Here is a 20,984-nt window from a genome sequence, read left to right on the forward strand (position 1 = left end):
CCATGATCGGGATCGATGCACAGCGTCTGCTTGGCCGCATCCGGGAACTCGGCGCCGTTGGCCGCGACAGTGAGGATAGGCTGATCCGGCTCGCCGCCTCCGACACAGACAGACAGGGCCGTGACCTCTTTGTCGGCTGGCTCAGGCAGGCCGGGCTGGAAGTCGCCATCGACCGGGTCGGCAATATTTTCGGCATCTGGCAAAGCCCCGACAATGCCGGGCAGGCGCCGCTGCTCATCGGTTCGCATATCGACACCGTTATCGATGCCGGCATCTATGATGGCTGCTACGGCGTGCTGGCCGGGCTGGAGGTGATCGAGACGCTGCAGGCTTCGGGCTTTTCGCCGTCGCGCCCGGTCGCGGTCGCCGCTTTCACCAATGAGGAAGGCGTGCGCTACACGCCTGACATGATGGGCTCGCTATGCCATGCCGGTGGCGTCAGCGCCGAGGCCGTGCTGGCCGCCATCGGCACGGATGGCAGCGTGCTCGGCCAGGAGCTCGCCCGCATCGGCTATGCCGGCGACCGCGAACCCGGCTTCCTCAAGCCGCATGCCTATCTCGAACTTCATATCGAGCAAGGGCCGGTGCTGGAGCGTGAAGGCGTGCCGATCGGCGCGGTCGAGAATTTGCAAGGCATTTCCTGGCAGCGCATCACCATCGACGGCGCCGCCAACCATGCCGGCACCACGCCGATGTCGATGCGCAGCGACGCCGGCCACGCCGCCGCCCGCATCATCACCTTCCTGCACGATCGGGCCAGGGCTTCAAATGGGCCAACCGTGGCCACGGTCGGCACGATGCGCTTCGAACCCAACGCCATCAACGTCATTCCCGCGCGCGCCGTCTTCACCATCGACCTGCGCGATCCCGACGAACAGCGCCTGCAGGCGCATGAGGCGGCCCTTGCTGCCTATCTCGAGGAGCTTGAGGTTTCGGAGAACGTATCGATCTCGGTCGAGCGGCTCGCCCGCTTCGAACCGGTGCTGTTCGACATCGGCATCGTCGAACTGATCGAGGCGGCCGCGAAGAACCGCGGTCTCGGCGTCAGGCGCATGACATCGGGCGCCGGCCATGACGCGCAGATGATGGCCCGCCTCGCGCCGGCGGCAATGATCTTCGTGCCGAGCGCCGGTGGCATCAGCCACAATTCGCGCGAACACACTGAAGATGCCGAGCTTGTCGCCGGCGCCAACATCCTGCTTGATGTCGCCAGTGAGCTTGCAAAAGAGGTCGGGGAGAAAAATGGCTGAACTCGATCGTGATGCGCTGAAGCGGGAGATGACGGGCTGGCGGCGCGATTTGCACGCGCACCCCGAGTTCGGTTTCGAGGAAAAGCGCACCGCTGGCTTTGTCGCCGCGAAGCTGCGCGAATTCGGGCTGGACGACGTTGCAGAGGGGGTCGGCGGCACCGGCATCGTCGGCACGTTGAAGCGCGGCAGCGGCAACCGGGCGATTGCGCTCAGGGCCGACATGGATGCGCTGCGGATCACCGAGCAGTCCGCGACAGCCTATGGCTCGCAGAACCCCGGCATCATGCATGCCTGCGGCCATGACGGCCACACCACCATGCTGCTCGGCGCGGCAAAGCTGCTCGCCGCCGAGGGCGGTTTCGACGGCACCGTGCGTTTCGTTTTCCAGCCGGCCGAGGAGTGGGGCAAGGGCGCGCTGGCAATGCTCGATGACGGGCTGCTGCAGCGCTTCCCCTTCGACGAGATCTTTGGCCTGCACAACATGCCGGGCCTGCCCATTGGACATTTCGAGACCCGTGCCGGCCCGTTCATGTCGGCGGAGGACAATTTCGAGATCGTGCTCAAGGGGATCGGCGGCCATGCGGCGCGGCCACATTCCGGGAACGAGACGCTGGTCGCCGCCTGCGCGCTGGTCACCAATCTGCAGACCATCGTCTCGCGCCGGCTGAGCCCGGCCGACATTTCGGTGGTTTCGGTGACCGAACTGATCACCGACGGCACCCGCAACGCATTGCCCGGCCTCGCCCGCATCCTCGGTGACGCCCGCAGTTTTCGTCCCGAGGTCAGCGCCGAGATCGAGCGCCAGATGCGGGTCATCGCGGCAGGCACCGCCGCTGCCTACAATGTCGCCGCCGACGTGACCTATAGCAGGGAATTCGTGCCGCTGCAGAACGATGCCGACCTGGTGGACGCGGCCTTTGTCGCCGCAAGGCGCGTGCTGGCCTATGGCGCCGCCAGCATCGCGGCGGAGCCGATGACCGCCTCGGAGGATTTCGCCCGCTTCCTCGATCACGTACCGGGCTGCTTCGTCTTTCTCGGCAATGGCGAGACCTCGCCGCCGCTGCACAATTCCAGCTACGACTTCAACGATGACGGGCTGTTGCACGGCACGGATTTCCATATCGCGATCGTCAGGCAAAGACTGGGCGGCGCGATCGGGAAGTGACGCCTGATCGCCTTCGCAACTGGCCCAAGCGGCACTGCTATCGCCAGCCAGATGCCGGGTTTAGGGAGATTGCCTGTTGCCGGAGATCGCACGCCGATGACCAGGGTTTCGCTTCTGGGAATACCACATGACGAGAACTCGTCCTATCTCAAGGGCGCGGCTGCAGCGCCGGCCCTGATCCGGCGCGAACTCAAAAGCGACGCGCACAGCTCGTGGAGCGAAACCGGCTTCGATGTGGCGGACAGTTTCGTCGACCACGGCGACATCGACTTTTCAGGCGCCGGCGATCCGTGGGAGCGAATCGAGGCCGAGGTCGGCCGCGCGCTGGATGCCGGCCACCCGTTGATCAGCCTCGGTGGCGATCATGCCATCGCCTGGCCGGTGCTGCGTGCCGTGCGCCGCCGCCATGCCAGGCTAACGATCGTCCAGATCGACGCCCATCCCGACATCTACGATGCCTATCAGGGCAACAGGCGGTCCCACACCTCGTCCTTCGCGCGCATCCTGGAGGAGGGGCTGGCCGACCGGCTGATCCAGATCGGCTCGCGCACCCTCAATGATGAGCTTCGTGACCAGCTCAAGCGCTTCGGCGTCGAAATGATCGAGGCGCGGCATTTCAGCGAGGATCTGCAGCTCGATCTCAAGACGCCGGTCTATCTCTCGGTCGATCTCGACGGCCTCGACCCGGCTTGTGCGCCCGGCGTGTCGCACCGCGAACCCGGTGGTCTTACAACCCGGCAAGTGATCAACCTGATCCAGCGGATCGACCAGCCCATCGTCGGCGCCGATGTCGTCGAATACAATGCAAGCCAGGACGTCTCCAATCTCACCGCGCTGGTTGCCGCCAAGCTGGTCAAGGAGATCGCCGGCATGATGCTCAAGACGCATGGCGCCGGCTGAATCAATCTGGCAGGGCGGCATGGTAGATCATTGTTGCGACTCGCATTTCCAGTGAAAGCCGCCATGCCGCATCCATTGAAAATAGCCATAGCCGGTGCGCTCGGCCGCATGGGCAGGGAGATGGCGCTGGCCGTCGAGACCGATCCCAGGCTGGCGCTCGTCGCCCGCTTTCACAGGCCGGGCAGCATCGGTGAGGGGCTGGTCGAGCGCGACGAAGCACTGGCGCTTGCGGATGTCGTCATCGATTTCACCACGCCTGCGGCCTCCGTCGATCTTGCACAAGCTTGCGCGGCCCGCGGCGGCCCGGCGCTGGTCATCGGCTCGACCGGCTTCGAGCCGGCCGATCTCGCCGCCATCGCTACTGCTTCGAAGTCCGTCGCCATCGTTCGCTCCGGCAGCTACTCGCTCGGGCTCAGCATGCTGACCGGGCTGGTCGAGCAGGCGGCGCGAGCACTTGGTCCCGACACCGACATCGAAATCCTGGAAGCGCATCACCGCATGAAGGTCGACGCACCGTCGGGCACGGCGCTGATGCTGGGCGAGGCGGCCGCTCGCGGACATGGCGTCAGGCTGGACGATGTGGCGAAACGCATCCGCGACGGCGTTACAGGTCCACGCCCTGCCGGCGAGATCGGCTTTGCCGTGCTGCGCGGCGGCAGCATCGTCGGCGAGCACAGCGTGAGCTTGCTGGCCGAGGGCGAGACGCTCACGCTTTCCCATTCGGCCGCCGACCGCTCGATGTTCGCGCGCGGCGCCATTGCGGCAGCACGCTGGGTCGCCGTCCGGCCGCCCCGCGAATACGACATGCGCGACGTACTGGGCTTCACGACCTTTTGAGATGCAAGCGTAACGCAACGAGGGGCGTTGCGAGGTCGGAGCCGTATAGAGAATAGAATATAGCAACAACTACGCCATTTCGCGCCTTCCTAGACCGAACCGAACGGTTCGGTTCGCACATTTTTGTGATTGGCAATGGCAGCAACGCACACCCATTTCGGGGTGGTCCGAGCGACGCGAATTCCTCCCAAGGCACGCCACTTGACGGACAGAACTGAAAAATCTGGATTACCTGAAATGACCAAGATCGCACTTACCGCTGCTGCCATCCTCCTTGCCACCGGCACCGCTTTCGCAGGCAGCGACCACTACGGCTCCGACAGCGTCAACCAGCCTGCTGTAACAGCGCCCGCCGGCAACATCGATCACAATTATACCGCCTCGATCCGCAAGCCGGCCAGCCTCGGCGATTTCACGATCAAGGGCGACTCGAACCAGCCGGAATCCGGCCAGGGCATCTGGGGTCGTTGATTTTCTGAGAAATCTACGACCACAAAGAGCGGTGGGCCCGGCCCACCGCTCTTGTTTTTATGCAATCGACTCGGGGCCGCAAAGATCTTGAATCAATCCGCCAGCAATTGGTCCTATCTCCTTGTTTGACCGTGGTCTTTTCAAAACACGGTTTGCGGCTGTCACCTGCGGCTAGCCCGTTAGGCAGCTTGGTCTAGCTTAGATCCTTCGGCTTGATGCAATGCGTCAACCGGGCCGCGCCGAAGCCGAGATCCGCCCAGTCGCCGTCGATGACAAAGCGGGCAAGGGCGCCGGTCGGGAGTTTCTCTTCAAGTTTCCTGAGAGCAGCCACACCCGATCGCGGACCGGCGAGCCGGCGGGCAAAGTCCTCCAGGCCGGGATTATGGCCGAGCACCAGGAGACAGCTAGCCGATGCGACTGCCTGCTGCAGCTCGGCCAGAATGTCGCCAGCCGTGGCTTCGAAAAGCGCCTCGGCGAACTCCACCGTTACGCTCGCCGACAGTTCCGCCGAGACCAGCCGCCATGTCTCGCGCGTACGCAGCGCCGGCGACACCAGCGCCAGGTCAGGCAGCCAACTGCGCCGGGCCAGTTCGCTCCCCATCAGCGGCGCCGTCTTCAGCCCGCGCGGCCCGAGCGGCCGGTCGAAATCAGCAAGCGCCGGGTCGTCCCAGCTCGACTTGGCGTGGCGCAGCAGGAGCAATTGTCTCGGTGTCGCCATGTCGGCCTACGGCGTGATCCGCGCCAGATGTTCGAGATCGCGTTCTTCGCGCAGCGGGTCGGGCGCCATCACCACGGAAGTTCCGTTTTCGGCATCGTCGGCGAAATGCGCCAGCACGGTGCGGCCGCCTTCCATGTGCGCCTTGCCGTCGGCGACCAGCCCGAGTGCCAGCGCATAAAGCCGGTGCTCGGCCTTCAGCACTCTGGCGGCCAGCGTGTCTTCGTTGTCGCCGACCATCACCGGCACCGCTGCCTGCGCGATGATCGGGCCGTCATCCATCTCTGATGTGACGAAATGCACCGTGCAGCCATGAATGCGAATGCCGGCGCGCAGGGCGCGCGCATGCGTATCGAGCCCTTTGAAGGCCGGCAGCAGGGCAGGGTGGATGTTGAGCATGCGCCCTTGCCACTTCTCGACCAGGCCGCGGGAGAGAATGCGCAGATAGCCGGCCAGCGCCACGATCTCGGCATTGAACGCAATCAGCGCGGCGTCGATCGCCGCATCATGGGCTTCCTTGCTGGCATGGTCGGCGCGCACGATGACCTTGGTCGGGATACCGCGCGCGGCCGCGATGCCGAGGCCGGCGGCGTTGGCCCGGTCGGAAATGACGCCAACGATCTCGGCGGGATAGGCCGGGTCGCTCGCCGCCGCGATTAGCGCCGTCATGTTCGAGCCGCGTCCCGAGATCAAAACAACCGTGCGTTTCCTGCTCATAGGCCGATCGAGCCCCGATAGATAACGCCGGCGTCGCGGCGCGGCACGATGCGGCCGATCGGCGTCACCGTCTCGCCGGCCTCCTGCAGCACGGCTGCGACCTGTGCGGCCTGGCCGGAGGCGACGACGAGGATCATGCCGATACCGCAGTTGAAGGTGCGCATCATCTCCTCCGGCGCCACGCCGCCAGTCTTCGCCAGCCAGGAAAACACCTGCGGCACATCGATGGCATTGAGATCGAGCTCTGCGGAAAAGTCCTTTGGCAGGACGCGCGGGATGTTTTCGGGGAAACCGCCGCCGGTGATGTGGGCCAGCGCCTTGATGCCGTGCGTGCCACGGATCGCTTTGAGGACCGACTTCACATAGATGCGGGTCGGCTCGAGCAGCGCCTCTGCCAGCGTCGCCTCATCGTTGAACGGCGCCGGATCGCCCCAGGCAAGACCGCTGACGCCAACGATGCGGCGCACCAGCGAAAAGCCATTCGAATGCAGGCCCGAGGAAGCCAGGCCAAGCAGCACGTCGCCTTCGACGATATCGTCGGTCGGCAGCAACTGGCCGCGTTCGGCAGCACCGACGGCGAAACCGGCCAGGTCGTAATCCTTGTCGTGATACATGCCGGGCATTTCGGCCGTCTCGCCGCCGATCAGCGCGCAGCCGGCCTGTCGGCAGCCGATTGCTATGCCGCCGACGATTGCCGCCCCCTGGTCGGGGTCGAGCTTGCCGGTGGCGAAATAGTCGAGGAAGAACAGTGGCTCGGCGCCCTGCACGACGATGTCGTTGACGCACATGGCGACGAGGTCGATGCCGATCGTGTCGTGCTTGCCGGCATCGATGGCGATCTTCAGCTTGGTGCCGACGCCGTCATTGGCGGCAACCAGCACCGGATCCGTGAAACCCGCCGCCTTGAGGTCGAACAGGCCGCCAAAACCGCCGATCTCGCCATCGGCGCCCGGCCGGCGCGTCGCGCGCACCAGCGGCTTGATCTTCTCGACCATGAGGTTGCCGGCATCGATGTCGACGCCCGCCTCGGCATAGGTGAGCCCGTTCTTGCGCTTGGCCCGGTCGCCCTTGCTCATCGTCGGCGCATCCCTGTTTCCCTCGGCGGCTCTTCGCATGAATGGTTTCGGGGGGCAAGGATGACGACAGGATACCGGGCTTTTGCCCAAGATAAATACGTGGACAGTCGCCCCTTCACCGCTGGTCCTTGCAGCCACAATCCATCTCCACCATCGATCTGCAGAACAAGCATGGCGGGACATGCCTTTGACCATTCCCAACCTCATCACCATCCTGCGCTTCGTGCTGGTGCTGGCGATGCTGAACATGCGCTGGGACTGGGCTTTGCCGGATTTCTCGTTGCCGGAATTTCCGATGGCGTCGACGGCTTCATCGCCCGCCGCTTCAACCAGCATTCGAACTCGGCGCCTATCTCGATCCGATGGCCGACAAGGTGCTTCTGGTCTCGGTGTTCGTGGTCATGGGCTTCATCGGGCAATTGCCGCTGTGGCTGGTGGTGACCATGGTGTCACGCGTGCGCTGATCATCTGCGCCGTGCTTTTGTCCACGGTCATGGCGCATCCGGTCGAGATGAAGCCGCTCTATGTGTCGAAGGCCAACACCGCCGCCCAGATCGTGCTGGCGCCGTGTGCTGGGCGAACTTGCCCTTGGCCTCCGCCTCGACCCGCTCAGGCCTGCGCTCATATTGCTGTCCGGGGTCTTGACCGTGGCTTCGGCCGCGGCCTATCTCGTGGCTTGGCTGAGGCATATGAGCGGCTATGGCGAAGGCTCCACCCCGGGTAGTTGACAAGAATGCCGCGACTGCCGCGTTAGCAGACGCGGCTGCGTCCCTGGCGTTTCGCCGCCAGATTTTCTTCTGGCTGGGCACGGCAATCTTCCTGGCGCTGTTCCTCTACATTTTTTCCAGCATCCTGTTGCCGTTCGTTGCCGGCATGGTGCTGGCCTATTTTCTCGACCCGGTCGCCGACCGGCTGCAACGCCTCGGCCTCTCCCGGCTGATGGCGACGGTGGTCATCCTGATTGCCTTCATCGTCCTTTTGGTGCTGGCCTTCGTCATCCTGGTTCCGGTACTGGCCACGCAGATGGCCGATTTCGCCAGCAAGCTGCCGGAATATCTGACCCGGCTGCAGTCGCTGATCACCAGCTTCGATCCGAAATGGCTGGAGCAGAAATTCGGCGTCAATGCCAATGGCCTGCGCGACGGGCTGAATTCGCTGCTCACTTCCGGTTTCGGCCTGCTGAGCACCGTCTTCACCTCGATCTGGAGTTCCGGCGTTGCTCTGGTGTCGGTGGTCAGCCTGTTCGTGGTCACTCCGGTTGTCGCTTTCTACATGCTGCTCGACTGGGATCGCATGGTGGCGGTCGTCGACAGCTGGGTGCCGCGCGATTATGTCGGGACGGTCAGGGCGATCTCCAGGGACATCAACACCGCGACCGCCGGCTTCGTGCGCGGCCAGGGCACGCTGTGCCTGGTGCTCGGCGGCATGTATGCCACCGGCCTGACGCTGACCGGGCTGAATTTCGCCATCCTCATCGGCCTCTTCGCCGGGCTGATCTCGTTCATCCCTTATGTCGGCTCGCTGACCGGACTGGTCCTGGCCGTCGGCGTCGCCTTCGTCCAGTTCTGGCCGGACTGGACCATGATCGTTGCTGTCGCCGTGGTGTTCTTCATCGGCCAGTTCATCGAAGGCAACATCCTGCAGCCCAGATTGGTCGGAAAAAGCGTCGGCCTGCACCCGGTCTGGCTGATGTTTGCGCTGTTCGCTTTCGGCGCCCTGTTCGGCTTCGTCGGCCTTTTGATCGCCGTTCCTGCTTCGGCGGCGGTTGCCGTGCTGGTGCGGTTTGCCATTGCCCGCTATCTCGAATCGCCGCTCTACAAGGGACACTCCACCGAGCCCGTCCCGCCGCTGCCCGCCGCTCGCGGCGGCGGGCACCGGTCGCCGCGCGGCTGAACGTGACGGATCATAAGACCGAACCGCCGCGCCAACTGCCGCTCGACCTTGGCCACAGCACCGGCTACTCGCGCGACGAACTGGTGGTGTCGGCCACCAACCGCGAGGCGGCAGCCCTTGTCGATCGCTGGCCGGACTGGCCGTCGCCGGTGATCGTGCTCGCTGGCCCGGCCGGTTCCGGCAAGACACATCTGGGCTCGATCTGGCAGGCGCGGGCCAACGCTGTGGCGGTCGATGCCCAGCGCATCGGCAATGCCATCACCGGGCTTGGCGGCAGGCCCGCGCTGATCGACGATGTCGACAAGACAGCCATCGACGAGGCGGGCCTGTTCCATCTCATCAATGAAGTGCGCGGCGCCGGGGCCACCTTGCTGTTGACGGCGCGGCGCTTCCCCGCCGCCTGGAGGGTGACGTTGCCCGATCTTGCCTCGCGGCTGAAGGCGGCGGCAACCGTCGAGATCCATGAGCCGGACGATTTGCTTCTGGCCGGTGTCATCGCCAAACTCTTCGCCGACCGCCAGGTCGAGGTCGAGCCGCATGTCGTGCAATATCTGGTGCGCCGCATCGAGCGCTCGCTGGCCACCGCCATGCGCGTGGTCGAACGCCTCGACCGCACGGCGCTCGAGCGCAAGACGCCGATCACCAGGGCGCTCGCCGCCGAGATCGTCAGCGCCATGGATGAAGGGCAGGGCGAGTTCGAGGTTTAGGCAGTGGAAGGAGAAGACTCCGCTCCTGTCCCATTTCGAGAAGAAACCTCTGGCATCCATCTTGCAACACTGCGTTTGCCGGCTGACCCCGGTCCTGATCGCGTTCCTGATCGGGTTGTAGGCTCGCCGGGAGTGATGATTGGGGTTCTCGCCCGGCGAGCTTACCTTCAGATAGAATCGCCGCAAGGCCTACGATTGCGCGCCAGCTGTCATTCAGACTTCACCAAGCCGCAAGATCTCATCGTCCTGCATTGAAATGGACCATTAGATGGTCTACTTTTTGGATATGGACCAGAGCATGGTCCATAAAGGAGCGGTCAATGCAGGTATCCGTTACAGACGCCAAGGGGCAGCTCACCGAACTGGTGCGTCGTGCCGAGGCTGGGGATGAAATTATCCTGACCCGCCATGGTCATGCAGCCGTGCGCCTTGTTCCCGTGAAGGCTGCCCCTGACAGGAAAGGCCGCCGGGCATTGCTGGAGGCAATGCGAGCATCCGGCGCTGCCAAGGCAAAGGCCGGGTCGGATGCCGCGCGGAGCCAGGATTTCCTCTATGGCGCTGATGGCCTGCCCGAATGATCGTGGTCGATACCTCGGCCCTGATGGCGATCGTTCTTGCCGAACCTCAATCCAGTGCCTGCATTGCGGCGCTGGAAGCCGAAGACGATATTTTGATCTCGGCTGGCACAGTGGCCGAGGCGCTGATCGTGGCGGATAGGCGCAATGTCGGTGAGGAAATGGCCGGCCTGATCGACGGGCTCGGCTTCGAGGTCACGGCGGTGACACCAGCCTCTGGCCGACGCATAGCCGAGGCGTATGGGCGATGGGGCAAGGGTATTCATCCGGCCGGGCTCAATTTCGGCGATTGCTTTGCCTATGAAGTGGCAAAGGATCGAGCCTGCCGCTTACTCTATGTTGGCGACGATTTTTCGAAGACCGATATCGAGAGCGCTCTATAGAGCTACGTTTATGCCCACAACGCCGCCAGATACCGGACCAGCAGATAGACCACCGTATGCGCTGCCACGTAGCACGCGGCAACGACGACAAAGAACAGCACGCTGGCGGGCCACGAGCGGGGAGGGCCTTGCCTCTTGCTCGGCCGGTTGTTCCAGATCCACAGGGCCGCACAGATAATGGCCCAGACGACGACGAACGGAACCGTGATGCCGATGTAAGCGAAGTAGGCAGGGCCAATCAGCGAAAGCCATGCCTCGAGACCAAGCATCCAGAATCTCCCCTTGCCCGGAGTCTAATGCATGTCGCTCAAAAGTGGTCCCGGTTTGAGAGAACGACATGCATCAAAACAAAAATCAAAGCGCGTCGCCTGGATACGTTTCAGCGCGACGCGCTTTTAGACCGGCGATAGAAGTGGAAGCGAGGGGATTATCCCTGCGTCGATTTTTAGCCAAACCCGCCGAAGGGATGCTGTTCGATGACACGGGCGCCTGATGCATGTCGCTCAAGTGGCCCCGGTTTTGAGAGAACCGCATGCATCAAACATGCATCAAACATGCATCAAACATGCATCAAACATGCATCAAACATGCATCAAACAAGACCTCAAGCGCGTCGCGTGAGTCCGTTCAAATGAGACGCGCTTTAGGTCAGATTGGTGCTCCGGTCGCCAAACTCGGCCGTAGCAGGTCTAAAGCGATCGGATCAGCCGCAGACCCTGACCTCTTCGACGACCCTGTGGTGATGGCGCCAGTGCCTGACCAGTTCGATATGGCAGCGGTGATGGCGATGGTGGCGCCGCCATTGGCCATCCTGGTTGTCGCTGTAGTCGTCGCCATAGTCGTCGCTATAGTCTTTGTGGCGCTGGTGATGGCGAAGAATCTGTATATCGCCATCGTCGGACGAATATTGATCGTCGTCATCGGACTGGATAGTCAGACTGGCGGCTTGCGCCGGTGCGATCAAAGCCGCCGTTCCGGCGAACGCGATCATCGAGGCGATGAGAAGGGTTTTCATTGTTTGCTCCTTGGGTTGAACATACACAACTCTCGGAGCGAACTGGTGTTCCAATGTAGGGTCCGATCGGCGAGCGGCTGCTGCTTGGGCAATGCGTGCCGCCATGCGCTACCGGCGAGGCAGCCATTGGCGACCTTGGGAGTGACCTTGGGCAAGGACTGGCTTTGTGGGAAAAAATGGTCGGAGTGGAGAGATTCGAACTCCCGACCCTCTGGTCCCAAACCAGATGCGCTACCAGGCTGCGCTACACTCCGAGGCCCTGCGGCGTATACGGTTCCGGACCCTGTCGCGCAACCCCTAAAACATCAAACGGGGCTTGGCGGTCTGCGCTCCCGCGCAATCCTGGCTGCGATCGCCTTGGCCTGGATGCGAGCATTGGCGAAGCAGCCGCGGATGCTTGGCCGCATGCCGGTGAACCACAGGCCCGGCAGTTTCGGGTCGCTGTCGGCGCCGTTGAACAGCGGCACGCCCTTTTGGTCGAGCACGCCGAGCTTGCCCAGCATGGCCTCGAGCCCGGTGCGGTAGCCGGTCGCGGCGATGACGATATCGGGCTGGATCGTCGCGCCATCGTCGAAAACGACCGTGTCGCCGGTAAATTCCCGCACGGTTGGCAGCACGATGATCCTGCGGTCCTTGATGGCATCGACGGCGCCGTCATCGGTGGCGATGGCGGTATAATCCGACGCCAGCCGGCTTGCGCCGCCCGAAGGCGTCGGCGGCAGGCCGTAGGCCGTGAGGTCGCCGAAGGCCCATCGCTGCGTCGCCGCCATCACCGCATCGGCGAGCTTGAACGGCAGCCGCGCCAGGATCGGCGAAAACCGGTGGACGGCGATCTGGCCGAGGCGCTTGGGCAGCAGTGCCGGACCGTTGCGCGCCGACAGCCAGATCTGTCCCGTGCCGGCTGCCGCCAGGTGATTGAGCACGTCGAAGCCGGAATTGCCGGCGCCGACGACCAGCACTTTCTTGCCCGCATAGGCCTTGGCGTCGCCGAATGCGGCCGAATGGATGATGCGTCCGGCAAAGGCCTTCATGCCTTTCCAGGCCGGGATGAAGGGCTGCCGGTCGCGCCCGGTGGCGATGACGACATGGCGCGCCAGCCGCGGCCCGGCACTGGTCCGCACAAGCCAGTGGTCGCCCTCGAAGCCTATCTCCTCGACCGCAATGCCGAACTCGACCGGCAGCCGGTGCATGGCGTGGAATTCGTTCAAATGGCCGATGATGGTGTTTCGGTGCGGAAAGGCAGGGGTGCCGGCAGGAAAGGAAACGCCCGGCAGCGCCGAAAGGTCGCGATGCGTGTTGAGATGCAGTCGCTCGTGCCGCCCGTGCCATGGCTCGGCCAGCCGGGCTTCCTTTTCCAACACCATCACAGGCACGCCGGTCTTGAGCAGCGTATGGGCTGCGGTCAAGCCGGCTGCCCCGGCGCCGATCACGATCGCGCCGTCGAAAATCGCTTGGCTGTCGGCCTCGGCGTGCAAAATCCCTGCGTCCATGCCTCTTTGTGTCACCATCATGACCATGACTTTTGATGCTACGCCAGTGTATCGGGCCGATGCCGCTGCCGAAGCGGCCTGGTTGCAGGCCGCTTCGGCCTTGCCGTCGGCAGTGTTGCACAGTATTGACTGAAATAAGGCGGCGCTACCGCCAACGCAGCTACGAGGTGCCCATGTCCGCGCGAATCTTCAGCCCAGCCAAAACCGCGATGCAGTCCGGCAAGGCCAAGACCGGCCATTGGGTGCTGGAATTCGATCCCGCCCAACGCAAGAAGATCGACCCGCTGATGGGCTACACCACATCGGGCGACATGCTGAGCCAGATCAGGCTGACCTTCGACACCAGGGACGAGGCGGTGGCCTATGCCGAAAAGCAGGGCCTGGCCTTCCGTGTCGAGGAGCCGAAAGAGACCAAGCGCCGGCAGATTTCCTATGCGGAAAATTTCCGCTATGACCGCAGGATACCCTGGACGCATTGACCGGCGGTCAGCGCCTGGCACATAGACACCAGCCGGCCAAGATATCAAATGCCGGCCAGCGGTCCCGTAGCTCAGCTGGATAGAGCACCGGCCTTCTAAGCCGATGGTCACAGGTTCGAATCCTGTCGGGATCGCCAACAACTTCAAAGAGATAGTGTGGAGGCCTGAGTGGGAATTGAACCCACTACGTCGGTTTTGCAGACCGATGCGTCACCGTCCCGCCCTCAGACCATGGCTCCTTGTGCATTGACCGCGACAGCTAGTCAACTTGGCCGGCCCCTGCTCGCAGGTTCGGGCGGCGATCCGGCTGCCACGAGTCGAGATGTTCGGAACACGGCCGGCGCTCAGGTGTTTATGGCAGATGGCACCGAAAACCCCGACGATTGCGCGCATCTGGCGCGGCAGGACCTTGCCCGACAAGGCCGACGCCTATGAGCGCTACAATTACGAGGCCGGTATCAAGCCGCTAATCGAGAAAGCGCTGGGCGTGCAGACTTTTCGCGAGGACACGCCGACGCATTCGGAATTCATCACCATCTCCTATTGGGAGAACGTCGAGGCGATGGCCGCCTTTACCGGCGGCGATCCGCAAAGCATCCACCATCTCGACCGCGACAAGGAGTTCCTGATCGAATTGCCGAAGGGTGTCCAGGTGCTGCGAATCCGTTCCAGCCACGGAATGGTTGGCGGCAGCTGATGTTTGCGGGCTTTGACGCCAGGACCGTTCAAATGGAGGAGACATCGATCTTCGTCAGGGCCGGTGGCTCAGGGCCGCCGCTGCTGCTCCTGCATGGCTTTCCCGAAACGCATGTTATGTGGCGGGACATCGCCGTGGCATTGGCGCCGCACTTCAATGTGGTTGCCGCCGATCTGAGAGGCTACGGACAAAGCGGCTGTCCGGCTTCCGGAGCCGATCATGCCGCCTATTCCAAACGGGCCATGGCGCGCGACATGGTGCAGGTTATGGACGTTCTCGGCTTCGGCCGCTTCACGGTTGCCGGCCACGACCGTGGCGGCCGCGTCGCCTACCGGCTGGCGCTCGACCATCCCGAAACCGTGTCGAAGGTCGCCGTTCTCGACGTCATCCCCACGGCCTCCGCCTGGGATCGTGCTGATGCCAGGCTGGCGCTGGCCTTCTGGCCGTGGAGCCTGCTTGCCCAGCCCGATCCGCTGCCGGAACGCCTTCTGGCTGCCGCACCGGATGTAGTCATCGACAATGCGATCACCGGCTGGGGCTCGGCTCCAGATGCTTTTCCCGCTGAGGTCAGGGCCGCCTATATCGAGGCGCTGCGTGATCCCGCCCATGTCCACGCCATTTGCCAAGAATATCGCGCCGCCGCAGGCATCGACCGCGAGCACGACGCGCAGGACCAGGCTGACGGCCGTCGCATCAGATGCCCGCTGCTTGCGCTCTGGAGCGGCGAGGGTGGGTTGGAAAACTGGTATGCGGAGGAGGGCGGCCCGTTGGCGATCTGGCGGCAATGGGCTGATAACGTCGGAGGCGGCTCGGTCAAGGGTGGGCATTTCTTCCCGGAAGAGCACCCCGAAGCTACGGCTGCAAGGCTGTCGAGATTCTTCGCAAGCTGACGGCGGACCGATTGCTAAATCCGGCCCTGTGTTTTCCTGTGCCGACTATCTCAGATGCCCGAGGGATTGCAGGATCAAAGTGCTTGAAAGACCAAGCAGGGCGATACCGTAAAACCGGTCGATCCACACGGCGTTTGGCCCAGCCAGAAGCCTTGCGGCCCGCGCGCCAAGGGCTGCGTAAAACGTCAGCACAAACACATCGGCAAGCGCGGCGATAATGGCCAGGATGCCATACTGGATCGAGATCGGCTCATCCACGCGGACAAAATGCGGCAGGATCGCGGGGAAAAGCAGCCAGGCCGCCGGATTTGTGACCGCCACCAGGAAGCAGCGCCCAATGAGTGCCTTGGCTGAATGGCGTGTTTCGGGAAGGTTAGGGTTGAACGAAGGTCGGGATGCGGTGCGCAGGGTACCGATGGCGACGAAAAGCAGATAGCCCGCGCCGAACATCCTGAGAGCCGAGAGATAGAATTCCGAAGCCAGCAGAAGAGCGCCGAAGCCCAGCGCGACGATGCTGATAAGAATGAAATCCGACAGTACGACGCCGGCCATGCCGAGAAACGCGCGTCGAAAACCGTAGCGGGAGCCGTTGGTGATGGCGAGCACGACGTCCGGTCCCGGAACCGCCATTCCGAGCACCGACACGAAGGCAAATGTCACCAGCGGCAGGTTTCCCATGACGCCGCGTAATGTACCCGGCGCTCACCGTCCGTAACGCCCTTCACACAGCGGCTTGGCTATCGCCGTTGTTGGCCACCTTGGCTCAGTGCCCGCCGCGCATCTTCACCACCACCGTCCGCACCGCCAGCACCAGCACAGTGATGATGATCAGGATCACCGAGAGCGCGGCGATCGCCGGGTCGATGTTGTCGCGCAGGCCCATCCACATGAGCCGCGGCAGCGTGATGGCGTTGACCGAGGTGATGAACAGCGTGACGCCGATCTCTTCCCAGGACAGCACGAAGGACAGCAGCGCGGCGGTGACGATGCCGAACTTGATGTTGGGCATGATGATGCGCGTGGCGCGCTCCCACACACCGGCGCCAAGGCCGCGCGCAGCAAGGTCGATGCGGCGGTCGAGCTGGCTGAGCGAGACCAGGATCAGCACCGTGGCGAAAGGCACCGTCATCACCGAATGCGCCATGGCGACGCCGAGCCAGGTGTCGTAGCCGAAGAACGAGCTCATGCCCGAGATCGACGTCAGCAGGAAGTAGAGCGTGATCGCCGAGACCACCGGCGGCACCACCATCGGCAACAGCACGAAGCCGACAAGGGTGGCGGTGAAGCGCGGCTGGAACATCCAGACGCCAAGGCTGAAGCACAGCGCCAGCACGGTGGAGATGACGCTGCTGACGATGCCGATGCGGATCGACAGCAGGACGGCGTCGAGCCAGCGCGGATCCTCGATCAGCGCGCGGTAGTGGCGCAGCGACAGTTCGCCCGTCGGCATAGCCAGCATGCGGCTTGGCGTCAGCGACACCGGGATGACCGCCAGCAGCGGCAGCAGCAGGAACAGCGCCACCAGCACGGCGAGGATCAGCGAGACGGGACCGGGGCGATAGGTCGGCATCAGATCAGCTGCTTCGGTCTGACATAGCGGAACAGCAGCGCCATGAGCGCGCCGACGAACAGCACCAGCACGACGCTGATCGCCGCGCCCAGTCCCCAGTCGGGACTCTGGAAGATGCGGAGATAGATCAGCTCGGCGATCATCACGCTGCGGCCGCCGCCGAGGATCGCCGGCGTGACGAAGAAGCCGAGCGAGAAGACGAACACGATCATCGCCGAACCGATGATGCCGGAGCGCGTCATCGGCACGAACACGGTCCAGAAGGTGCGCATGCGGCTGGAGCCGAGCCCGCGCGCCGCGAGCAGCACGCGCTCGTCGAGGCTGCGCATGGCGGAGGCCAGCGGGAACACCGCGAAGGGAATGAGGAAATGCGTCATGCCGACGATGACGCCGAACTCGTTGCGCACCAGCGCCAGCGGCTCGGAGATGAAGCCGATCGATTGTAGCCAGGTGTTGATCAGGCCGCGGTTGGACAAAAGCGCCACCCAGCCGAAGGCGCGGGTCAGCACCGAGATCCAGAAGGGGACGAGAATGCAGAATTCAGCGATTATGCGCTGTGCCGGGCTGCCGCGCACCCACACCATGGTGATGGCGTATGCCGCCGCCACGGAAACCACGGTGACGATCAGCGCGATGCGCAGCGTGCGGATGAACACAGACTGCACCAGGGCATCGGTGGCGAGCGCGCCATACTGGCCGAGCCCCGGTGTCGGCAAGGTGACGCTCCACTTGACGACGCCGAGGAACGGCCAGGCGTAGGCCAGCACAAGGAACAGGAGCAGCGGCGCCATCAGCACCGCCGCGCCCATCCTGTCGGAGAGGGTGCCTCTCATCGAAGCTCGTGCCCGGCCTGGTCAGGCCGAGATGATCTTGGTGTATTCGTCGAGTGCTGCCCCGTAATTCTTGGCGTACCAGTCCATGTCGAGCGCGATCTGCTTCTTCATGTTTTCGGGATCGACCGGGTTGATGCGCTTCTTGTCGGCGGGGATCAGCGCATCGGCGGCCGGATTGGCCGGACCCTGTCCGAGCTTGTCGAACATCACCAGTTGCTTTTGCGGATCCTGGGCGCTGGCGATGAACTTCATCGCTGCGTCCTTGCCGCCGGGGTTGCCCTTGAGCACGGCCAGCGCGCCGGGCGAAATCAGGCCCTGATCCCAGATGAACTTGATCTTGCCGCCCGAGTCCTGCTCGATCAGCGAGGCGCGGGTCGACCACACGATCGCCATCGAGGCTTCGCCGTTGAGCAGCACGCTCTGGCTCTCGGCGCCGCCGCCCCAGTAAGCCACGACGTTTTCCTTGAAAGCGGCGATCTTGTCATGCGCTCGCTTCAGGTCGAGCGGGTAGAGCGAGGCCGGCGCGATGCCGTCTGCAAGCAGCGCTGCTTCCCAGCTCGACACGCCCCATTTGTAGAGCGAGCGCTTGCCCGGAAACTTCTTCACGTCGAAGAAGTCGGCCATGCCGGTCGGCGCGTCCTTGCCGTATTTCTCCGAGTCATAGGCGATGACGTAGGAGAAGAAATAGGTCGAGGCCGCGTATTCCCAGCCGAAGCCTTCTCGCATCTTCTTCTTGTCGACGACGGCGTAGTCGATCGGCTCGAGCGCACCCTGGGCACCGAGAGTGATGGCCGAGAACGGGTCGACATCGACGAGATCCCAGGTCGGCGCGCCGCTCTTGAACTGTGCGGCAATCGCGCCTTCGGTCGGGCCCGAACCGTCCATCTTGACGGCGATGCCGGTGTCCTTGGTGAAGGCCTGGCCATAGGCGGCGTCATAAGCGGTGAGGGCATCGCCACCCCAGTTGACCAGCACCAGTTCCTTGGCCTGCGCAAACGCGCCGGTCGAGCGCAGCAGCATCGGCGTGCCGGCCAGCACGAAGGCTGCAAGCTGGGTGAATTGCCGGCGCGAAATCTCGCCGCGCACAGCCCGGGCGGATAGCGCGTCCATGGCTTGTTTTTTGCTTTGGTCTGTCATTTTAGTTCCCCTTTTTCGTTGTTGGTTCCGGTGGTTATGGCGCGCTCCAGATTCTTTGCTGGAAGACTTCGCCGTTCTCGTCGTCATCCTCCGTCCGGAAGGAGGAAACCCTTTTCCGCCGGCCAGGTCAGCCAGACGGAATTGCCTTTGCTCAGCGCCGCCGCCGCGACCTCGTTCGGCACCGAGACGGTCACCTTGGCGCCCTGGCGCGTCGTCAGATCGAGCTTGGTCGCCGCACCCAGATAAGTCGAGCCGATGGCGGTGGCGGCGATGCCATTCTCGCCGGTGGCGGCTTCGCGCGCGATCGACATATGTTCGGGCCGGATCGCCAATATGGCGTTGCCGTTCACCGCCTCGGCATTGCCGCGCAGCGTGATCGCGCGGTCTTCGCAGAGCGCGGTCGCGCCATTGTCGGCGCGCTTCACGCCCTTGAGCGGCAGCATGTTGATCTCGCCCAGGAACTCAGCGACGAAACGATTGGCCGGCCGGTCATACACCTCGTCCGGTGCACCGACCTGCAGCAATTTGCCATGGTTGAAGATGGCGACGCGCGACGACAGCGCCAGCGCCTCGCTCTGGTCGTGGGTAACGAAGACGAAGGTGGTGCCGGTCTCCTGATGCAGCCGCTTCATCTCGGCCTGCATCTGGCCGCGCAGGCTCTTGTCGAGCGCTGAGAACGGCTCGTCGAGGAGCAGCACGCCGGGTTCGAACACCAAAGCGCGGGCCAACGCCACGCGCTGCTGCTGGCCGCCGGAAAGCTGCGCCGGCAGTTTCGTCTCATGGCCCTTGAGGCCGACGCGCTCGATCATCTCGGCAACGCGGCGCTTGATCTCGGCAGCCGATTTCTTGCGTACCTTGAGCGGGAAAGCGATGTTGGCTTCGACCGACATATGCGGAAACAGCGCATAACCTTGGAACACCATGCCGGCGGCACGCTGCTCGGCCGGCCGTTCGGTGATATCGACGCCGTCGCTGAAAAGCCTGCCGACGGTGGGCTGCACGAAGCCGGCCAGAATCATCAGGAAGGTGGTCTTGCCGGAACCCGAGGGGCCGAGCAGCGTCAAAAACTCGCCGCGGCCGATATTGAGCGTCAGATCGTCCAGCGCCTGGAACGAGCCGAAGCTCTTGCCGATCCCGATTGCCTTGATCTCTGCGGCCCGGCCGGGTTGCTGCATCCTGCCTCTTCCTTGATCGTGGCTTGAGCGTAGGGCAGTGCGCCGGCTCACCGCAACCGAATAGTTTTCGCCTGATCGGCAAATTTGATTCACGGATGGGAGGCTAGTACGGGCTGATCCGGTTCTCCGACAGCTTCGACCTCAACCACCCATTGAATGCTTCCAGCACCGGGTGGCTGGCCTTGGCATGTTCCGACACCAGGAAATACGAGCGCGGCGAGGGGATCGCGATGTCGAAGGGGCGCACCAGACGGCCTTCGCTCAGCGCCCGGCGGCTGGTCAGCTCGTCGCCCATGGCGATGCCCTGGCCGGCGATCGCCGCGGAAAAAACGAGGTTCATGTCCGAGAAGAAGATGCCGCCTTCGGTGTCGGGGTTTTCCACCTTGGACAGCGCCAGCCAGCGCGCCCAGTCCTCGGTGTCGCCGAGATGCAGGAGATTGGCGCGCAGCACGTCGGCCGGTTTTGAAAAGCCGCCGACCTTGTTGAGCAGTGTCGGGCTGCAAAGTGGCGTGAACGAGATTTCGCACAGCAACTCCACCGAGCGGTTCGGCCAGTTGCCGACGCCAAAGGCAATGAAGGCATCGGCGTCCGGATTGCTGACATCGTCCAGCCGCCGCGGCGTCAGGATCGACAGCGCCACGTCCGGATACATCTGCCGGAACTCGCCGATGTGCGTGCACAGGAACAGAGAGGCGAAGCCCGGCGTGCAGGAAACGGCGAACGAACCGCCGACGCCCGTGCCGGCCTGGCGCGTCACCGCATCGCCGAGCACCGTCAGCGCCTTTCTCACATCGGCGGCATAGCGCTGGCCGCGCGGTGTCAGCGCCACGCCCTTGCCGATGCGCTCCAGCAGGTCGAAGCCGAGGTCGCGTTCGAGCAGCCGCAACTGATGGCTGACGGCGCTGCGGGTCAAGTGCAGTTCATCGGCTGCGCGCCAGACACTGCCGTGACGGGCAAAACTGTCGAGGGCGCGCAGCGCCTGTGTGGAAGGTATTCGCAAGAGGCCTCA

The 20,984-nt window shown here is 63.8% G+C and carries 24 protein-coding genes, 3 tRNA genes and 1 pseudogene; 14 read left to right on the forward strand and 14 right to left on the reverse strand.

From position 1 onward, the window contains the following. Positions 1-2 precede the first annotated feature (2 nt). From NKI35_RS19050 to NKI35_RS19070, 5 genes are all read left to right on the forward strand, one after another. Entirely contained in the window at positions 3-1,250 is a 1,248-nt protein-coding gene (locus NKI35_RS19050) for a Zn-dependent hydrolase (protein WP_031196559.1), read from the forward strand. Then, positions 1,243-2,415 carry an amidohydrolase gene (locus tag NKI35_RS19055; RefSeq protein WP_352741240.1) on the forward strand — a complete coding sequence of 391 codons (1,173 nt, stop codon included), beginning with the start codon at positions 1,243-1,245 and terminating at the stop codon, positions 2,413-2,415. The genes NKI35_RS19050 and NKI35_RS19055 overlap by 8 nt, the downstream gene beginning before the upstream one ends. Before the next feature lie 96 nt (positions 2,416-2,511). Further along, positions 2,512-3,315 (forward strand): agmatinase, encoded by an 804-nt coding sequence (speB, locus tag NKI35_RS19060; RefSeq protein ID WP_023733898.1) that lies wholly within the window; start codon positions 2,512-2,514, stop codon positions 3,313-3,315. A gap of 63 nt (positions 3,316-3,378) precedes the next feature. Continuing rightward, positions 3,379-4,152, forward strand: a complete 774-nt coding sequence (gene dapB / locus NKI35_RS19065) for a 4-hydroxy-tetrahydrodipicolinate reductase (RefSeq protein ID WP_023695553.1) — start codon at positions 3,379-3,381, stop codon at positions 4,150-4,152. Positions 4,153-4,389: 237 nt separating this feature from the next. Next, on the forward strand, positions 4,390-4,623 hold the full coding sequence (locus NKI35_RS19070) for a DUF680 domain-containing protein (RefSeq protein WP_023689062.1): 234 nt from the start codon (positions 4,390-4,392) through the stop codon (positions 4,621-4,623). 193 nt (positions 4,624-4,816) lie between these two features. Here the strand turns inward: NKI35_RS19070 and NKI35_RS19075 are convergent, their stop codons facing one another. The 3 genes from NKI35_RS19075 to purM are packed head-to-tail and all read right to left on the reverse strand — an operon-like array spanning position 4,817 to position 7,131. Continuing rightward, positions 4,817-5,341 (reverse strand): SixA phosphatase family protein, encoded by a 525-nt coding sequence (locus tag NKI35_RS19075; RefSeq protein WP_352741241.1) that lies wholly within the window; start codon positions 5,339-5,341, stop codon positions 4,817-4,819. A 6-nt stretch (positions 5,342-5,347) separates the two neighbouring features. Next, on the reverse strand, positions 5,348-6,055 hold the full coding sequence (purN, locus tag NKI35_RS19080; protein ID WP_023689060.1) for a phosphoribosylglycinamide formyltransferase: 708 nt from the start codon (positions 6,053-6,055) through the stop codon (positions 5,348-5,350). Next, complete coding sequence (purM, locus tag NKI35_RS19085) at positions 6,052-7,131, reverse strand: phosphoribosylformylglycinamidine cyclo-ligase (RefSeq protein WP_023689059.1); 1,080 nt, start codon at positions 7,129-7,131, stop codon at positions 6,052-6,054. The genes purN and purM overlap by 4 nt, the downstream gene beginning before the upstream one ends. Before the next feature lie 187 nt (positions 7,132-7,318). Here purM and NKI35_RS19090 point away from each other — a divergent pair. The 5 genes and pseudogenes from NKI35_RS19090 (at position 7,319) to NKI35_RS19110 (ending at position 10,689) form a co-directional block, all read left to right on the forward strand. Beyond that, positions 7,319-7,859 (forward strand): annotated as a pseudogene (locus tag NKI35_RS19090) (CDP-alcohol phosphatidyltransferase family protein). Next, positions 7,831-9,024: an AI-2E family transporter gene (locus tag NKI35_RS19095; protein ID WP_023711891.1), complete on the forward strand. Its 1,194-nt coding sequence runs from the start codon at positions 7,831-7,833 to the stop codon at positions 9,022-9,024. Before NKI35_RS19090 ends, NKI35_RS19095 begins: the two are co-directional and overlap by 29 nt. A 2-nt stretch (positions 9,025-9,026) precedes the next feature. Beyond that, positions 9,027-9,731 (forward strand): DnaA regulatory inactivator HdaA, encoded by a 705-nt coding sequence (hdaA, locus tag NKI35_RS19100; protein WP_352741242.1) that lies wholly within the window; start codon positions 9,027-9,029, stop codon positions 9,729-9,731. Between the two features lie 320 nt (positions 9,732-10,051). Continuing rightward, positions 10,052-10,309: a type II toxin-antitoxin system Phd/YefM family antitoxin gene (locus tag NKI35_RS19105; protein ID WP_023711889.1), complete on the forward strand. Its 258-nt coding sequence runs from the start codon at positions 10,052-10,054 to the stop codon at positions 10,307-10,309. Then, positions 10,306-10,689 (forward strand): type II toxin-antitoxin system VapC family toxin, encoded by a 384-nt coding sequence (locus NKI35_RS19110; RefSeq protein ID WP_023819147.1) that lies wholly within the window; start codon positions 10,306-10,308, stop codon positions 10,687-10,689. Before NKI35_RS19105 ends, NKI35_RS19110 begins: the two co-directional genes overlap by 4 nt. 8 nt (positions 10,690-10,697) lie before the next feature. Here NKI35_RS19110 and NKI35_RS19115 read toward each other — a convergent pair whose 3' ends face one another. The 4 genes from NKI35_RS19115 to NKI35_RS19130 form a co-directional block, all read right to left on the reverse strand. After that, entirely contained in the window at positions 10,698-10,958 is a 261-nt protein-coding gene (locus tag NKI35_RS19115) for a hypothetical protein (protein WP_023701878.1), read from the reverse strand. 434 nt (positions 10,959-11,392) lie between these two features. Continuing rightward, positions 11,393-11,704 carry a hypothetical protein gene (locus NKI35_RS19120; protein ID WP_023689055.1) on the reverse strand — a complete coding sequence of 104 codons (312 nt, stop codon included), beginning with the start codon at positions 11,702-11,704 and terminating at the stop codon, positions 11,393-11,395. Between the two features lie 177 nt (positions 11,705-11,881). Next, positions 11,882-11,958 (reverse strand) — tRNA-Pro (locus NKI35_RS19125). A 51-nt stretch (positions 11,959-12,009) separates the two neighbouring features. After that, positions 12,010-13,194, reverse strand: coding sequence for a flavin-containing monooxygenase (locus tag NKI35_RS19130; protein WP_352741243.1), 1,185 nt, complete (start codon positions 13,192-13,194; stop codon positions 12,010-12,012). 173 nt (positions 13,195-13,367) lie between these two features. On the opposite strand from NKI35_RS19130, the gene NKI35_RS19135 reads away from it, so the two are divergent. After that, entirely contained in the window at positions 13,368-13,673 is a 306-nt protein-coding gene (locus NKI35_RS19135) for an ETC complex I subunit (RefSeq protein ID WP_352741244.1), read from the forward strand. 60 nt (positions 13,674-13,733) lie between these two features. Then, positions 13,734-13,810 (forward strand) — tRNA-Arg (locus NKI35_RS19140). Between the two features lie 20 nt (positions 13,811-13,830). On the opposite strand, the gene NKI35_RS19145 is transcribed toward NKI35_RS19140, so the two are convergent. Continuing rightward, positions 13,831-13,904, reverse strand: a tRNA-Cys gene (locus NKI35_RS19145). Between the two features lie 130 nt (positions 13,905-14,034). Here NKI35_RS19145 and NKI35_RS19150 point away from each other — a divergent pair. Both NKI35_RS19150 and NKI35_RS19155 read left to right on the forward strand, forming a co-directional pair. Next, complete coding sequence (locus NKI35_RS19150; RefSeq protein ID WP_352510920.1) at positions 14,035-14,370, forward strand: antibiotic biosynthesis monooxygenase family protein; 336 nt, start codon at positions 14,035-14,037, stop codon at positions 14,368-14,370. Beyond that, the gene (locus tag NKI35_RS19155; RefSeq protein ID WP_502897152.1) at positions 14,370-15,260 is read left to right on the forward strand and encodes an alpha/beta fold hydrolase; all 891 of its coding nucleotides are present in this window, start codon (positions 14,370-14,372) and stop codon (positions 15,258-15,260) included. The genes NKI35_RS19150 and NKI35_RS19155 overlap by 1 nt, the downstream gene beginning before the upstream one ends. A 45-nt stretch (positions 15,261-15,305) precedes the next feature. Here the strand turns inward: NKI35_RS19155 and NKI35_RS19160 are convergent, their stop codons facing one another. From NKI35_RS19160 to NKI35_RS19185, 6 genes are all read right to left on the reverse strand, one after another. Beyond that, entirely contained in the window at positions 15,306-15,920 is a 615-nt protein-coding gene (locus NKI35_RS19160; RefSeq protein WP_352741246.1) for a LysE family translocator, read from the reverse strand. A 103-nt stretch (positions 15,921-16,023) separates the two neighbouring features. Further along, positions 16,024-16,830 (reverse strand): ABC transporter permease, encoded by an 807-nt coding sequence (locus tag NKI35_RS19165; protein ID WP_352741247.1) that lies wholly within the window; start codon positions 16,828-16,830, stop codon positions 16,024-16,026. Further along, the gene (locus NKI35_RS19170; RefSeq protein ID WP_023670301.1) at positions 16,830-17,663 is read right to left on the reverse strand and encodes an ABC transporter permease; all 834 of its coding nucleotides are present in this window, start codon (positions 17,661-17,663) and stop codon (positions 16,830-16,832) included. The genes NKI35_RS19165 and NKI35_RS19170 overlap by 1 nt, the downstream gene beginning before the upstream one ends. Positions 17,664-17,684: 21 nt before the next feature. Then, positions 17,685-18,800 carry an ABC transporter substrate-binding protein gene (locus NKI35_RS19175; protein ID WP_023684772.1) on the reverse strand — a complete coding sequence of 372 codons (1,116 nt, stop codon included), beginning with the start codon at positions 18,798-18,800 and terminating at the stop codon, positions 17,685-17,687. Positions 18,801-18,883: 83 nt separating this feature from the next. Beyond that, positions 18,884-19,975, reverse strand: coding sequence for an ABC transporter ATP-binding protein (locus tag NKI35_RS19180; protein WP_023684773.1), 1,092 nt, complete (start codon positions 19,973-19,975; stop codon positions 18,884-18,886). A gap of 103 nt (positions 19,976-20,078) precedes the next feature. Then, on the reverse strand, positions 20,079-20,975 hold the full coding sequence (locus NKI35_RS19185) for a LysR substrate-binding domain-containing protein (RefSeq protein WP_023684774.1): 897 nt from the start codon (positions 20,973-20,975) through the stop codon (positions 20,079-20,081). Between the last annotated feature and the right edge of the window lie 9 nt (positions 20,976-20,984).

Source organism: Mesorhizobium sp. M0676 (genome assembly GCF_040320535.1).
In the GTDB taxonomy this organism is placed as follows: domain Bacteria; phylum Pseudomonadota; class Alphaproteobacteria; order Rhizobiales; family Rhizobiaceae; genus Mesorhizobium.

Coding starts and splice junctions, on each gene's coding strand:
- NKI35_RS19180 (WP_023684773.1), bottom strand. CDS start 19,975: ATGCAGCAACCCGGCCGGGCCGCAGAGATCAAGGCAATCGGGATCGGC.
- NKI35_RS19165 (WP_352741247.1), bottom strand. CDS start 16,830: ATGCCGACCTATCGCCCCGGTCCCGTCTCGCTGATCCTCGCCGTGCTG.
- NKI35_RS19170 (WP_023670301.1), bottom strand. CDS start 17,663: ATGAGAGGCACCCTCTCCGACAGGATGGGCGCGGCGGTGCTGATGGCG.
- purM (WP_023689059.1), bottom strand. CDS start 7,131: ATGAGCAAGGGCGACCGGGCCAAGCGCAAGAACGGGCTCACCTATGCC.
- NKI35_RS19175 (WP_023684772.1), bottom strand. CDS start 18,800: ATGACAGACCAAAGCAAAAAACAAGCCATGGACGCGCTATCCGCCCGG.
- speB (WP_023733898.1), top strand. CDS start 2,512: ATGACCAGGGTTTCGCTTCTGGGAATACCACATGACGAGAACTCGTCC.
- NKI35_RS19135 (WP_352741244.1), top strand. CDS start 13,368: ATGTCCGCGCGAATCTTCAGCCCAGCCAAAACCGCGATGCAGTCCGGC.
- NKI35_RS19110 (WP_023819147.1), top strand. CDS start 10,306: ATGATCGTGGTCGATACCTCGGCCCTGATGGCGATCGTTCTTGCCGAA.
- dapB (WP_023695553.1), top strand. CDS start 3,379: ATGCCGCATCCATTGAAAATAGCCATAGCCGGTGCGCTCGGCCGCATG.
- NKI35_RS19105 (WP_023711889.1), top strand. CDS start 10,052: ATGCAGGTATCCGTTACAGACGCCAAGGGGCAGCTCACCGAACTGGTG.
- NKI35_RS19050 (WP_031196559.1), top strand. CDS start 3: ATGATCGGGATCGATGCACAGCGTCTGCTTGGCCGCATCCGGGAACTC.
- NKI35_RS19150 (WP_352510920.1), top strand. CDS start 14,035: ATGGCACCGAAAACCCCGACGATTGCGCGCATCTGGCGCGGCAGGACC.
- NKI35_RS19070 (WP_023689062.1), top strand. CDS start 4,390: ATGACCAAGATCGCACTTACCGCTGCTGCCATCCTCCTTGCCACCGGC.
- NKI35_RS19155 (WP_502897152.1), top strand. CDS start 14,370: ATGTTTGCGGGCTTTGACGCCAGGACCGTTCAAATGGAGGAGACATCG.
- purN (WP_023689060.1), bottom strand. CDS start 6,055: ATGAGCAGGAAACGCACGGTTGTTTTGATCTCGGGACGCGGCTCGAAC.
- NKI35_RS19075 (WP_352741241.1), bottom strand. CDS start 5,341: ATGGCGACACCGAGACAATTGCTCCTGCTGCGCCACGCCAAGTCGAGC.
- NKI35_RS19120 (WP_023689055.1), bottom strand. CDS start 11,704: ATGAAAACCCTTCTCATCGCCTCGATGATCGCGTTCGCCGGAACGGCG.
- NKI35_RS19115 (WP_023701878.1), bottom strand. CDS start 10,958: ATGCTTGGTCTCGAGGCATGGCTTTCGCTGATTGGCCCTGCCTACTTC.
- NKI35_RS19055 (WP_352741240.1), top strand. CDS start 1,243: ATGGCTGAACTCGATCGTGATGCGCTGAAGCGGGAGATGACGGGCTGG.
- NKI35_RS19130 (WP_352741243.1), bottom strand. CDS start 13,194: ATGGACGCAGGGATTTTGCACGCCGAGGCCGACAGCCAAGCGATTTTC.
- NKI35_RS19095 (WP_023711891.1), top strand. CDS start 7,831: ATGGCGAAGGCTCCACCCCGGGTAGTTGACAAGAATGCCGCGACTGCC.